The organism is Streptomyces sp. NPDC000880, from assembly GCF_053599675.1.
Genome location: NZ_JBSFMS010000173.1, coordinates 1 through 12,132 on the forward strand (window position 1 = coordinate 1; position 12,132 = coordinate 12,132).

Sequence of the window (12,132 nt, forward strand, 5' to 3'; positions counted from 1 at the left end):
GGACCACGGGTCCTTTTTGTTTTGCTTGCTTTTCCGAAGCGCGTCCGAAGGCCGGCTGCGCGAGAATGACTGCAGTACCGAAGACAGGAGTCACGCCGATGTCCACCAACTCTCCCGACGATCGTCCGGAGCGCGAGCCGCGTCGTAGGGACGGTGGTGAGCGGGGCGGCTTCCGCGGTGGCCGCGACGACCGGGATCGTGATCGTGGTCCGCGTCGTGACAACGACCGTGGTGGGTACCGCGGGCCGCGCGACGACCGTGACCGACGTGACGACCGACGTGATGACCGTCCGGGTGGGTTTCGTCGCGACGACCGCGACCGCGACCGGGGCCGTGACGATCGTGGTCCGCGTCGGGAGGACGACCGTAGTGGGTACCGCGGGCAGCGTGACGACCGTGGCTCTCGCCCCAGCGGCGGCGGTGGCGGCTCTCGCCCCAGCAGTGGTGGGGGCGGCGGGTTCCGGCGTGACGACCGTTCCGGTGGTGGCGGTGGCTATGGGCGTCGCGACGACCGGCCGAGTGGACCGCGTCGCGATGACGACCGTGGTGGACGTCCCAGCGGTGGACGGCCCACTGGTGGCGGCGCTTACGGGCGCCGTGACGACCGCGGCCGTGATGACCGGCGTGACGACCGTCCGTCGTTCCGTCGCGATGACGACCGTGGTGGGTACCGCGGGCAGCGTGACGACCGTGGCTCGCGCCCCAGCGGCGGCGGGTACAGCTCTCGCCCCAGCGGCGGCGGTGGCGGCGGGTTCCGGCGTGACGACCGTTCCGGCGGCGGGTATCGCGGTCCGCGCGACGACCGGCGTGATGACCGGGGCCGTGATGACCGTCCGGGTGGGTTCCGGCGTGACGACCGCGGCCGTGATGACCGGCGTGACGACCGCGGCCGTGATGACCGGCGTGACGACCGTCCGTCGTTCCGTCGCGATGACGACCGTGGTGGGTACGGCGGGCAGCGTGACGACCGTGGCTCGCGCCCCAGCAGTGGTGGGGGCGGCGGGTTTCGGCGTGACGACCGTTCCGGTGGTGGCGGTGGCTATGGGCGTCGCGACGACCGGCCGAGTGGGCCGCGTCGCGATGACGACCGTGGTGGACGTCCCGCTGGTGGCGGTGGCTACGGGCGTCGTGACGACCGCGACCGTGGTGGGTACCGCGGGCCGCGTGACGACCGGCGTGACGACCGTGGTGGTTATCGCGGGTCCCGGGACGATCGTGGTGGCTACGGGCGCCGTGACGACCGCGACCGCGGAGACCGCGAGCCGATCAAGCGGCTGCCGATTCCCGAGGACGTCACGGGCGACGAGATCGACAAGGACGTACGGCAGGAGTTGCAGAGCCTGCCCAAGGGTCTTGCCGAGGACGTCGCCAAGAACCTCGTCATGGTCGCCAACCTGATCGACGAGGACCCGGAGCAGGCGTACGCGTACTCCAGGGTCGCGCTGCGGCTTGCCTCGCGTGTGGCTGCCGTGCGGGAGGCCGCCGGCTTCGCCGCGTACGCGACGCAGAAGTACGCGGAGGCTCTGGCCGAGTTCCGGGCGGCCCGGCGGATGACCGGGAGCGTCGAGCTGTGGCCCGTCATGGCGGACTGCGAGCGTGGGCTCGGGCGTCCCGAACGGGCGATGGCGATGGCCGGTGAGCCCGAGGTGCAGAAGCTCGACAAGGCGGGTCAGGTCGAGATGCGACTGGTCGCGGCCGGCGCGCGCAGGGACATGGGGCAGATCGACGCAGCCATTGTGACCCTGCAGAGTCCCGAACTGGCGTCCAACTCCATACAGCCATGGACCGCGCGGCTGCGCTACGCGTACGCCGATGCGCTGCTGGCGGCCGGGCGTGAGGCTGAGGCGCGTGAGTGGTTCGCCAAGGCGCTCGAAGCGGACAGGGACGGGGCGACCGACGCCTCGGACCGGCTTGCCGAGCTGGACGGTGTGGAGTTCGTCGACGCCATCGAAACGGACGACGCGGACGACGCGTCCGGCGATGTCGACGCGTCCGGCGATGTCGACGGTGACAAGTCCGAGTAGCAGGACGTAACGAGGAATGGCGGCACCCCAAGCGGGTGCCGCCCTTTCATATGTCCTAGTCCAGCGCCAGGCTTCTCAGTACCAGGCCCGTCGCCGGCTTCGGGCCGAACGAGGTGGACTTGCGCGGCATCGTGACACCCTCTCGGGCGAGATCCCGTACGACCTCTTCCCGTACCGGATACATCAACACCGCCGTACCGCCGTGGAGTTCGGCCTGCGTCACGGCCGCCTCCGTGTCGTGGATGTACGCGATGTGTTCCGGGGCGTCCGGAATCCGCCAGATATCGTCCAGGAGCGTCGAGTGCAGGACCGTCGCGTCGAGCGTGCGCCAGGCCTCGGGGCGGTCGGCGCGCACCGTGCGGGACAGCAGTACCGGGTCCGGGCGGTCGACGAGGTGGAAGGCGCCGTCGCCCGCGAGGAGGAAGGCGTTCCCCCCGGCGGCCGCGTCCGCGAGGGCCTCCAGCGCCTGCGGGAGCGGGACTTCCAGGTGCTGGACACGGAAGGATCCGGTCAGCGCGGTGAGCGCCTCGGAGACCGGGAGGCGGTGCAGCAGGCGGTGGATGGCGCGGACCCGCAGCGGGTAGCGGACCGTGTCGATCAGCAGGACGAGGCCGTAGTTCCACGGGCCGGTCGAGGAGTGTTCGGCGCGCAGCCGCAGATACGTCGCCCAGCGGTGGTGGCCGTCGGCGATCAGGGCCTGACGGTCGGACAGGTCGGCGCGGATCTCGGCCAGATCGGCGGGGTCCGTCACCGACCACAGGCGGTGGCTGAAGCCGTCCTCCGTGGTGGTGGCCAGCAGCGGGGAGCGCAGGACGGTGCGTTCGATGACGGCGGTCGCGCCGGTCGCGCTGCCCATGCTGCGGTAGGTGAGGAGCAGTGGTTCCAGGTTGGCGGCGGTGGTACGCATCAGGGCCGCGCGGTCCGCGACGATGTCCGGCATCACGTCCTCGTGGGGGAGGACGACGCCTTCGGACGGTTCGGACAGGGCGAGCGCGCCGATGACGCCGCGCTGCAGGATGTCGCCCTGGCGCTGCTCGTACACATACAGCGCCGGCTCGGGGTCCGCGGCCAGGATGCCGTCCGCCAGCCAGCGGGTGAGAGTCTCGGCGGCCTGCTGGTGACGGGCGTGCGCGGTGGTCGCCTGCGGGAGGATCAGCCGGACGATGTTGTGGGGGTCCGCCGACTCGAGGTGGAGCAGTCCGTCGGGCCTGACGACGACGTCGTACGGCGGCGAGGTCACGGCGGCGAGGCTACCGACCCGCTCGGGGACATAGCGCAGTCCACGGAACGGGATCAAGCGCAGACCGTCATTGGCCGCGGGACCTTCGGTGTTCATTTGTGCATCGTATGTGGGTCCGCGGATGAGCGATGATCGTGGGGGAGTGGCACCTAGTGAGGAGCGAAAGCGAATGAGCCAGCAGAGCAGGAACCGGCCGAGCGGAAGCGCGACGGCGCTGAGCGAGGCTTACGACACGGCACTGCTCGACCTGGACGGCGTGGTGTACGCGGGTGGTGAAGCGATCGCGTACGCCGTGGAATCGCTGCTGACGGCGCGGGAGCGGGGAATGCACCTCGCGTATGTGACGAACAACGCGCTTCGGCCGCCCGAGGCCGTGGCCGCGCACATCACCGAGCTGGGTGTACCGACCAATGCGTCGGACGTCATCACCTCGGCGCAGGCAGTCGCCCGGTTGATCTCCGACCAGGTGCCGGCCGGGTCCCGGGTGCTCGTGATCGGCGGCGATGGACTACGGATCGCGCTGCGTGAACGGGGCCTTGAGCCGGTGGATTTCGCGGACGACGATCCGGCGGCGGTGGTGCAGGGGTACGGCGGTCCTGATCTGGCGTGGGGGCGGTTCGCGGAGGCGTGTTACGCGATCGCCCGGGGTGTGCCGTGGTTCGCGTCCAACACCGACCTGACGATTCCCAGCGCGCGAGGGATTGTGCCCGGCAACGGTGCGGCCGTCGAGGTCGTACGGATCGCGACGGGCGCGGAGCCGCAGGTGGCGGGGAAGCCGCTGCCGCCGATGCACAAGGAGACAATCCTGCGGACGGGCGCGCGCAAGCCGCTGGTGGTCGGGGACCGGCTGGACACGGACATCGAGGGCGCGTTCAACGGGGGCGTGGACTCGCTGCTCGTACTGACCGGGGTGACCGACGGCGCGCGGTTGCTGGCCGCGCGGCCTGAGCACCGGCCGACCTATGTGGACGCCGATCTGCGCGGGATGCTGACCGGGCAGCCCGAAGTGGCCGAGGCGGACGGCGGGTTCACGTGCGGCGGGTGGACCGCGTCCGTACGCGACGAGGAGCTGGAGCTCGACGGCGAGGGTGAGCCGCTGGACGGGCTGCGGGCGCTGTGCGCGGCGGCGTGGACGCAGGCCGGAGACGGCGCGTGCACCCTGGACGCGGGCAAGGCGTTGTCCCGGCTGGGGTTGTAGGCCGCGTCAGGGCAGGCTTGATCGGTAGCAGGGTAGGCTAACCTAACCTCGTGTTGGTCGACAGTCCCCCCGAAAAGAGCGCGGAGCCGATATCCGCAGCCGCGTCCCACAAGCGCCACGCGATGCGCGCCACCGGGCTGCTGGTGTCCCTCGGCCTCCTGCTGCTGATCTGTGTCGCAAGCATCGCCGTCGGTGCCAAGTCGATTCCGCTCTCCGACGTGTGGCACGGCCTGTTCCACAACTCGGGCGCCGGCAATGACGTGATCGTCCACGATGTGCGCGTGCCACGGACCCTGCTCGGTCTGATCGTCGGCGCGGCTCTCGGCCTCGCGGGGGCAGTGATGCAGGCGCTGACGCGCAACCCGCTGGCCGAACCCGGACTGCTCGGCGTGAACGCGGGAGCGTCGGCCGCCGTCGTCTCCGCTGTCAGCTTCCTCGGCGTCACATCGCTCACCGGCTATGTGTGGTTCGCGTTCCTCGGCGCGGCCGCGGCCTCCGTTCTCGTGTACGTCCTCGGCGGCAGCCGCGGCGCCACTCCGGTACGGCTCGCGCTCGCCGGGACCGCGGCGACTGCCGCGCTCTACGGCTACATCAACGCCGTACAGCTGATCGACGCCGCCGCCCTTGAACGGCTGCGGTTCTGGACGGTCGGCTCGCTGGCCTCGGCCGACATGGAGACCATCGGCAAGGTCGCACCGTTCATCGGCGTCGGGGTGGTGCTCGCGCTGCTGCTCGCGCGGCCGCTCAACGCCATGGAGATGGGCGACGACACCGCCCGCGCGCTCGGCGCGCATCTGAACCGCACGCGCGCACTCGCCATGCTCACCGTCACGCTGCTGTGCGGGGCGACGACCGCCGCCTGCGGGCCGATCGTCTTCATCGGGCTGATGATCCCGCACCTCGTGCGCACCATCACCGGACCCGACATGCGGTGGATCCTGCCGTACGCAACCGTCCTGTCGCCCGTCCTGCTGCTGGGCGCCGACGTCGTCGGCCGGGTCGTCACACGCCCTTCCGAGCTGCAGGTCGGCGTCGTCACCGCACTGATCGGCGGGCCCGTCTTCATCCATCTCGTACGCCGCAAGAGGATGGCCCAGCTGTGAAGGCCGTGCTGTGTCTTCCCGGGGGACAACCCCCGGACCCCGGCAGGACAGACAGCTCCGACGAACTGTCCGGAACGTCATGTGAGGGAAATCCCAGTGAAAGCGATACGCACCCCCGGCGGACTCTCCGTACGGGTCGATCCGAGGACGGCCGCCGTCGTCCTGCTGCTCGCCGCGGCCGTCGCGGGTGCCGGAGTCGTACTGATCGGCAGTGGCGACTTCCCGATCTCGCCCGGCGAGGTCATCGCCACGCTCCTCGGGAACGGCACGCCGGCGCAGGAGTTCATCGTCCAGGACCTGCGGCTGCCGCGGGTGCTCGTCGGACTGCTCGTCGGCGCCTCGCTCGCCCTCAGCGGCGCGATCTTCCAGTCCATCTCCCGCAATCCGCTGGGCAGCCCGGATGTGATCGGCTTCGGGCAGGGCGCGACCGTCGGCGTGCTGAGCGTGATCGTGCTCTTCGACGGCGGGGCGGTCGCGGTGGCGGGGGGCGCGGTCGTCGGCGGAGTGGTGACCGGCGTCGCGGTCTACCTGCTGGCGTGGAAGCGCGGCGTGTACGGCTATCGGCTGGTCCTCGTCGGCATCGGCATCGCCGCCATGCTCACCGCCGCCAACCACTATCTGCTGACCAAGGCCAGCCTGGTCGACGCCACCCGGGCGACGCTGTGGATGACCGGCTCGCTCGACGGCCGCGACTGGGCCCAGGTCTGGCCGCTGCTCGGGATGTGCGCCGCACTGGTCCCGCTTGTGTTCATGTACGGGCGGCCGCTGCGGATGCTGGAGATGGGCGACGACGCGGCGTACGCGCTGGGCGTGCCGGTCGAGCGCACCCGCGTGGTGCTGATGGGCTCGGGCGTCGTGCTCATCGCGGTCGCAACAGCGGCCGCCGGGCCGATCGCCTTCGTCGCGCTGAGCGCGCCCCAGCTCGCCCGCCGGCTGACCCGCTCGCCCGGGCCGAACCTCGCCGCGGCCGGGGTGATGGGCGCCGCGCTGCTGCTGATCGCCGACTGGGTGGCCACCACCGCCTTCGGCGAGCGCCGGCTGCCGGTCGGTGTGATGACCGGAGTGCTGGGCGGCTGCTATCTGCTCTGGCTGCTGGTCACCGAACGCAAGGCGGGACGCATATGAACCCCGTGAACCCCCGATCCAGGAGTACGAACCCCTATGCAGCGCCTCACCGCGGAATCGGTCACCCTCGCCTACGACCGGCGTGTCATCGCCGAGAACCTCTCGGTGGAGATCCCCGACAACTCCTTCACGGTGATCGTCGGGCCGAACGCCTGCGGAAAGTCGACTCTGCTGCGCGCCCTGTCCCGGATGCTCAAGCCGACCCAGGGCCGGGTTCTGCTCGACGGGCAGGTCATCCACTCGCTGGCCGCGAAGAAGGTCGCCAAGACGCTGGGCCTGCTGCCGCAGTCGTCGATCGCGCCGGACGGGATCACGGTCGCCGACCTGGTCGCGCGCGGCCGCTATCCGCACCAGGGACTGCTGCGCCAGTGGTCGCCCGAGGACGAGCGGATTGTCGAGGAGTCGATGGGCGCGACCGGAGTCGGCGAACTGGCAGAGCGCTATGTCGATGAATTGTCCGGCGGGCAGCGGCAGCGCGTATGGATCGCGATGGCGCTCGCCCAGCAGACCCCGCTGCTGCTGCTCGACGAGCCCACGACGTTCCTCGACATCCAGCACCAGCTCGAAGTGCTCGACCTGTGCGCGGAGCTGCACGAGACGCAGGGGCGGACGCTCGTCGCCGTACTGCACGACCTGAACCAGGCCGCCCGTTACGCCACGCACCTCATCGCCCTGCGCGACGGGCAGGTCGTCGCCGAGGGCGCGCCCGCGGATGTGGTCACTGCCGAGCTGGTGGAGCAGGTCTTCGGGGTGAAGAGCCAGGTCATCGACGACCCGGAGTCCGGGACGCCGCTGGTGGTGCCGGCGGCCCGGAGGCGTACCGCTACAGCAGTGTCCGCAGGCGCAGCAGATCGCGGAAGCCGGCCTCGAGCCTGACCCGGCCCGAGGCCCAGGCCTTCGCGAAGTTCAGCTCGCCGTTGACCATCGCCACCAGGTCGTCGCCATTCATCGCCAGGCGGATCTCCGCCCTGTCGCGCGGCGGACCCGGGAAGGTGTCGGCCACCGCGATCCGGCCGTCGTCCAGACGGCCGGTGAAGGTGATGTCGAGATCCTTGATGTGGCAGCTGAGGGATCGGTCGAGCGCGGCCGCGCCACGCACGTCGCCGTCCGCCTGTGCCAGGTTGTCCGAGAGTTTGTCGAGTGCGGTGCGGCACTCTTCCATTGTCGCCATCGTGATCGACCGTACCTCAGGGCTTCGCGATAGCGTCTGGGCATGAGCGACTCGATGTCGGGCCCGGAGATCCAGGCGCAGGGGATCCAGGAGGCGCCACGGAGCCCCGCGCCCGGGAGGCCCGTGCCTGCGGCCGCCTCCGGGAGCCTCGCGCCGGCGGTGGCCGCCGCCCAGGCGTACGAACCCGCCGCGCCCGCGCCCCTCGGCGTGCAGCGCGTACCCACCGGTGATGCCGGCGTGGACGCCCAGCTGGAGCGACTGGCCGACGCCGACCACCTCCCGGCGGACGGACACCTCGAGGTGTACGAGGATGTACACAGGGGGCTGCGTGACGCGCTGAACGCGCTCGACGCACGCCCCCAGCCGTCACCCTCGTACAACCACAGGAGCTGAACCGAACGTGGCAGGAGTGGCCCGCCGCCGCCTCGACGCCGAGCTGGTACGCCGCAACCTCGCACGCTCGCGGGAGCACGCGAGCCAGCTGATCGCCGCGGGGCGGGTGACCGTCGGTGGCAACACCGCGACGAAGTCCGCCACCCAGGTCGAGACCAGCGCGGCCGTCGTCGTCGCCGCGGACGACAGCGACCCCGAGTACGTCTCGCGCGGCGGCCACAAGCTTGCCGGAGCGCTGGAGGCTTTCGTACCGCTCGGTCTGAAGATCGAGGGACGGCGGGCGCTGGACGCGGGCGCGTCGACCGGCGGCTTCACGGATGTACTGCTGCGGGCGGGCGCCGGTCATGTGGTGGCGGTCGATGTCGGTTACGGACAACTCGCCTGGTCTCTGCAGACCGATGAACGCGTCACCGTCAAGGACCGTACGAATGTGCGCGAGTTGACGGTGGAGGCGATCGATGGAGAGTTGGTGGACGTCGTGGTCGGGGACCTTTCCTTCATTCCGCTCGCCCTGGTGCTGCCCGCCCTCGTGCGCTGCGCGGCTCCCGACGCGGACCTGGTGCTGATGGTCAAGCCGCAGTTCGAGGTGGGCAAGGAGCGGCTTGGCAGCGGCGGGGTCGTACGCAGCCCCGAGCTGCGGGCGGACGCGGTGCGAGCCGTGGCGCGCAAGGCGGCGGAGCTGGGACTCGGTGTGCTGGGCGTCACCGCCAGTCCGCTGCCGGGCCCCTCCGGCAATGTTGAGTATTTTTTGTGGCTCCGGGCCGGAGCGCCCGAGCTTGATCCGGCGGAAGTCGACCGTGCAGTGGCGGAGGGACCTCGTTGACAACGACACCAGAAGCGGAAGCGACACCAGCGCGCACCGTTTTCCTGCTCGCACACACCGGGCGGCCCGCGGCGATCCGCAGTGCCGAACTCGTCGTACAGGGGCTGCTGCGCTGCGGTCTGCGCGTACGCGTCCTTGAAGCGGAGGCGGCCGACCTGCCGCTGCCGCCGTCCGTTGAGACGGTCCGCGAGGCGACCCCTGGCGTACTCGATGGCTGCGAGCTGCTGGTCGTGCTCGGCGGCGACGGGACGCTGCTACGCGGCGCCGAGTTCGCCCGGGCCTCCGGGGTGCCGATGCTCGGCGTCAACCTCGGGCGCGTCGGCTTCCTCGCCGAGGCTGAGCGCGACGACCTCGACAAGGTCGTCGACCGGGTCGTCACGCGCGCCTACGAGGTCGAGGAGCGCATGACCATCGATGTCCACGTGCACAGCAACGGCGACATCGTGCACCGGGACTGGGCGCTGAACGAGGCGGCCGTGCAGAAGGTCTCGCCCGACCGGATGCTGGAGGTCGTCCTCGAGATCGACGGGCGGCCGGTGACCGCCTTTGGCTGCGACGGCATCGTGTGCGCGACGCCGACCGGCTCGACGGCATACGCCTTCTCGGCCGGCGGGCCGGTGGTGTGGCCGGAGGTGGAGGCGCTGCTGATGGTGCCGATCAGCGCGCACGCCCTGTTCGCCAAGCCGCTGGTGACCTCGCCGACCTCGGTGCTCGCGGTGGAGGTGCAGCCCCACACGCCGCACGGGGTGCTGTGGTGCGACGGGCGCAGGACCGTCGAGCTGCCTCCGGGGGCCCGGGTGGTGGTGCGGCGCGGGGCCGTTCCCGTACGTCTCGCACGGCTGCACCACGCGTCGTTCACGGACCGTCTGGTGGCCAAGTTCGCGCTGCCGGTCTCGGGTTGGCGCGGCGCGCCGAACTAGGCTCTGCGTCGTGCTGAGGGGCCGGAGGCCATTCCCACATGCGTGATTGTCCCCGCGTGTGTGGGGAGCCCTACGGTCCGCGATCGGCCTGCCGGAGACCCCGGAGTGACGGCCTGCCTGGTGCCTCAGCACCCGTTTCCGCTCGTACCGCGTCGGGGGGCGATGTCGCGTCGGACGGGGGAAACCTCGTATGGTCAGGTCCGTGTTGGAGGAGATGCGGATACGGTCGCTCGGTGTCATCGACGACGCGGTCGTCGAGCTGTCGCCCGGTTTCACCGCGGTGACCGGTGAGACGGGCGCGGGCAAGACCATGGTCGTCACCAGCCTCGGGCTCCTGCTCGGCGGGCGCGCCGACCCCGCCCTGGTGCGGATCGGCGCGAAGTCGGCGGTGGTGGAGGGGCGGATCAGCGTGTCCGCCGACGGTCCCGCGGCCGTACGGGCCGAGGAGGCCGGGGCCGAACTCGACGACGGCACCCTGCTGATCAGCAGGACCGTCTCCGCGGAGGGGCGCTCGCGGGCCCACATCGGCGGGCGGTCCGTGCCGGTCGGCATGCTGTCCGAGCTGGCCGACGAACTCGTCGCCGTCCACGGCCAGACCGACCAGCAGGGGCTGCTGCGGCCCGCGCGGCAGCGGGAGGCGCTCGACCGGTACGCGGGCGGCGCGGTCACCGGGCCGCACGCCAAGTACGCGGCGGCGTACCGGCGGCTGCGCGCCGTCTGCGCCGAGCTGGACGAACTGACCACGCGCGCCCGCGAGCGCGCCCAGGAAGCCGATCTGCTCCGCTTCGGGCTGAACGAGATCGCGGGCGTCGAGCCGCGGGCGGGCGAGGACGTCGAACTCGCCGCCGAAGCCGAGCGGCTGGGCCACGCGGAGGCGCTCGCGTCCGCCGCGTCCGTCGCGCACGCCGCGCTCGCGGGCAACCCCGAGGACCCGGAGGGCGTCGACGCGACGACGCTCGTCGCGGGCGCGGGGCGGGCGCTCGACGCCGTGCGCTCCCACGACCCGGCGCTGGCCGCGCTCGCCGACCGGATGGGCGAGATCTCCATCCTGCTCGGCGATGTGGCTGGAGAGCTCGCCGGGTACGCCGACAATCTGGACGCCGATCCGCTGCGGCTGGCCGCGGTGGAGGAACGGCGGGCGGCTCTTACGCAGCTGACCCGCAAGTACGGCGAGGATGTCGCCACCGTACTGGCCTGGTCCGAGGAGAGCGCCGAACGCCTCACCGAGCTGGACGGCGACGACGAGCGAATCGATGAGCTGACGGCGGAGCGGGACGCGCTGCGGGGCGAACTGTCGGGTCTGGCCCAGGCGTTGACCGACGCGCGTACGGAGGCGGCGGCGCGGTTCGCCGACGCCGTCACCGCGGAACTGGCCTCGCTCGCCATGCCGCACGCGCGCGTGTCGTTCGACATCCGCCAGACGGAGGACCCCGAGGGCGTGGAGGTCGGCGGCCGCCCGGTGGCGTACGGGCCGTCCGGCGTCGACGACGTCGAACTGCTGCTGGCCCCGCACCCCGGCGCGCCGCCGCGGCCGATCGCCAAGGGGGCATCCGGCGGTGAGCTCTCGCGCGTGATGCTCGCGGTCGAGGTCGTCTTCGCGGGGACGGACCCGGTGCCCACGTACCTCTTCGACGAGGTCGACGCGGGCGTGGGCGGCAAGGCGGCCGTCGAGATCGGCCGGCGGCTCGCGAAGCTCGCGAAGTCGGCGCAGGTGGTGGTCGTGACGCATCTGCCGCAGGTGGCGGCGTTCGCCGACCGTCAGCTGCTGGTCGAGAAGACCAACGACGGCTCGGTGACGCGAAGCGGCGTGACGGTCCTGGAGGGCGAGGACAGGGTGCGCGAGCTGTCGAGGATGCTGGCGGGCCAGGAGGACTCCCAGACCGCGCGGGCGCACGCGGAGGAACTGCTGGCGACGGCCAGGGCGGACGGGTAGCCCGGGCGGAGATGCTGGGGCCAGGGCGGACGGGTAGCCGGCCGGTGGCCCGTTCTGGAAGTATCCTGAAGATCTTGAAATCGCGCCCCGCTTGCCCCAGTTCATGACTCGCCGTGCACGCGCGGACGGTACGGCGGCGGGAGACCGCGCTAAGGCTGGTGGACCCGGCGCAGACCTCGCGGCGACCGCGTGGCGCGGGGCA

General features: G+C 71.5%; 12 protein-coding genes. 10 read left to right on the forward strand and 2 right to left on the reverse strand.

The annotated features are described in order from the left end of the window. Positions 1–156 precede the first annotated feature (156 nt). Together ACWDO5_RS33165 and ACWDO5_RS33170 are read left to right on the forward strand one after the other, a co-directional pair. Entirely contained in the window at positions 157–1,398 is a 1,242-nt protein-coding gene (locus tag ACWDO5_RS33165; protein WP_450534263.1) for a hypothetical protein, read from the forward strand. Then, on the forward strand, positions 1,332–2,024 hold the full coding sequence (locus tag ACWDO5_RS33170; protein WP_450534264.1) for a tetratricopeptide repeat protein: 693 nt from the start codon (positions 1,332–1,334) through the stop codon (positions 2,022–2,024). Before ACWDO5_RS33165 ends, ACWDO5_RS33170 begins: the two co-directional genes overlap by 67 nt. 55 nt (positions 2,025–2,079) lie before the next feature. Here ACWDO5_RS33170 and ACWDO5_RS33175 read toward each other — a convergent pair whose 3' ends face one another. Continuing rightward, a complete protein-coding gene (locus ACWDO5_RS33175) occupies positions 2,080–3,360 on the reverse strand; it encodes a DUF1015 domain-containing protein (protein WP_450534265.1) in 1,281 nt (426 codons plus the stop codon). Positions 3,361–3,433: 73 nt separating this feature from the next. Between ACWDO5_RS33175 and ACWDO5_RS33180 the strand changes: the two genes are divergently transcribed. The 4 genes from ACWDO5_RS33180 to ACWDO5_RS33195 all read left to right on the forward strand — a co-directional run bounded on the left by ACWDO5_RS33180 (position 3,434) and on the right by ACWDO5_RS33195 (position 7,566). Beyond that, the gene (locus tag ACWDO5_RS33180) at positions 3,434–4,462 is read left to right on the forward strand and encodes an HAD-IIA family hydrolase (protein ID WP_450534266.1); all 1,029 of its coding nucleotides are present in this window, start codon (positions 3,434–3,436) and stop codon (positions 4,460–4,462) included. Between the two features lie 122 nt (positions 4,463–4,584). Continuing rightward, positions 4,585–5,565 carry a FecCD family ABC transporter permease gene (locus ACWDO5_RS33185; RefSeq protein WP_450534273.1) on the forward strand — a complete coding sequence of 327 codons (981 nt, stop codon included), beginning with the start codon at positions 4,585–4,587 and terminating at the stop codon, positions 5,563–5,565. Positions 5,566–5,655: 90 nt separating this feature from the next. After that, entirely contained in the window at positions 5,656–6,690 is a 1,035-nt protein-coding gene (locus ACWDO5_RS33190; RefSeq protein WP_450534274.1) for a FecCD family ABC transporter permease, read from the forward strand. A 36-nt stretch (positions 6,691–6,726) separates the two neighbouring features. After that, positions 6,727–7,566 (forward strand): ABC transporter ATP-binding protein, encoded by an 840-nt coding sequence (locus ACWDO5_RS33195; RefSeq protein WP_450534267.1) that lies wholly within the window; start codon positions 6,727–6,729, stop codon positions 7,564–7,566. Here the strand turns inward: ACWDO5_RS33195 and ACWDO5_RS33200 are convergent. Beyond that, on the reverse strand, positions 7,514–7,861 hold the full coding sequence (locus ACWDO5_RS33200) for an SCP2 sterol-binding domain-containing protein (RefSeq protein ID WP_450534268.1): 348 nt from the start codon (positions 7,859–7,861) through the stop codon (positions 7,514–7,516). The two genes, ACWDO5_RS33195 and ACWDO5_RS33200, sit on opposite strands and share 53 nt — an antisense overlap. A 42-nt stretch (positions 7,862–7,903) precedes the next feature. On the opposite strand from ACWDO5_RS33200, the gene ACWDO5_RS33205 reads away from it, so the two are divergent. From ACWDO5_RS33205 to recN, 4 genes are all read left to right on the forward strand, one after another. Beyond that, a complete protein-coding gene (locus tag ACWDO5_RS33205) occupies positions 7,904–8,254 on the forward strand; it encodes a hypothetical protein (protein WP_450534269.1) in 351 nt (116 codons plus the stop codon). Between the two features lie 7 nt (positions 8,255–8,261). Next, positions 8,262–9,077, forward strand: a complete 816-nt coding sequence (locus tag ACWDO5_RS33210; RefSeq protein ID WP_450534270.1) for a TlyA family RNA methyltransferase — start codon at positions 8,262–8,264, stop codon at positions 9,075–9,077. Beyond that, positions 9,074–9,997, forward strand: coding sequence for an NAD kinase (locus ACWDO5_RS33215; RefSeq protein ID WP_450534271.1), 924 nt, complete (start codon positions 9,074–9,076; stop codon positions 9,995–9,997). The genes ACWDO5_RS33210 and ACWDO5_RS33215 overlap by 4 nt, the downstream gene beginning before the upstream one ends. 190 nt (positions 9,998–10,187) lie before the next feature. Then, positions 10,188–11,930: a DNA repair protein RecN gene (gene recN, locus ACWDO5_RS33220; RefSeq protein WP_450534272.1), complete on the forward strand. Its 1,743-nt coding sequence runs from the start codon at positions 10,188–10,190 to the stop codon at positions 11,928–11,930. The last annotated feature ends 202 nt before the right edge of the window (positions 11,931–12,132 follow it).

Coding starts and splice junctions, on each gene's coding strand:
- ACWDO5_RS33200 (WP_450534268.1), bottom strand. CDS start 7,861: ATGGCGACAATGGAAGAGTGCCGCACCGCACTCGACAAACTCTCGGAC.
- ACWDO5_RS33185 (WP_450534273.1), top strand. CDS start 4,585: ATGCGCGCCACCGGGCTGCTGGTGTCCCTCGGCCTCCTGCTGCTGATC.
- recN (WP_450534272.1), top strand. CDS start 10,188: ATGGTCAGGTCCGTGTTGGAGGAGATGCGGATACGGTCGCTCGGTGTC.
- ACWDO5_RS33175 (WP_450534265.1), bottom strand. CDS start 3,360: ATGAACACCGAAGGTCCCGCGGCCAATGACGGTCTGCGCTTGATCCCG.
- ACWDO5_RS33180 (WP_450534266.1), top strand. CDS start 3,434: ATGAGCCAGCAGAGCAGGAACCGGCCGAGCGGAAGCGCGACGGCGCTG.
- ACWDO5_RS33195 (WP_450534267.1), top strand. CDS start 6,727: ATGCAGCGCCTCACCGCGGAATCGGTCACCCTCGCCTACGACCGGCGT.
- ACWDO5_RS33205 (WP_450534269.1), top strand. CDS start 7,904: ATGAGCGACTCGATGTCGGGCCCGGAGATCCAGGCGCAGGGGATCCAG.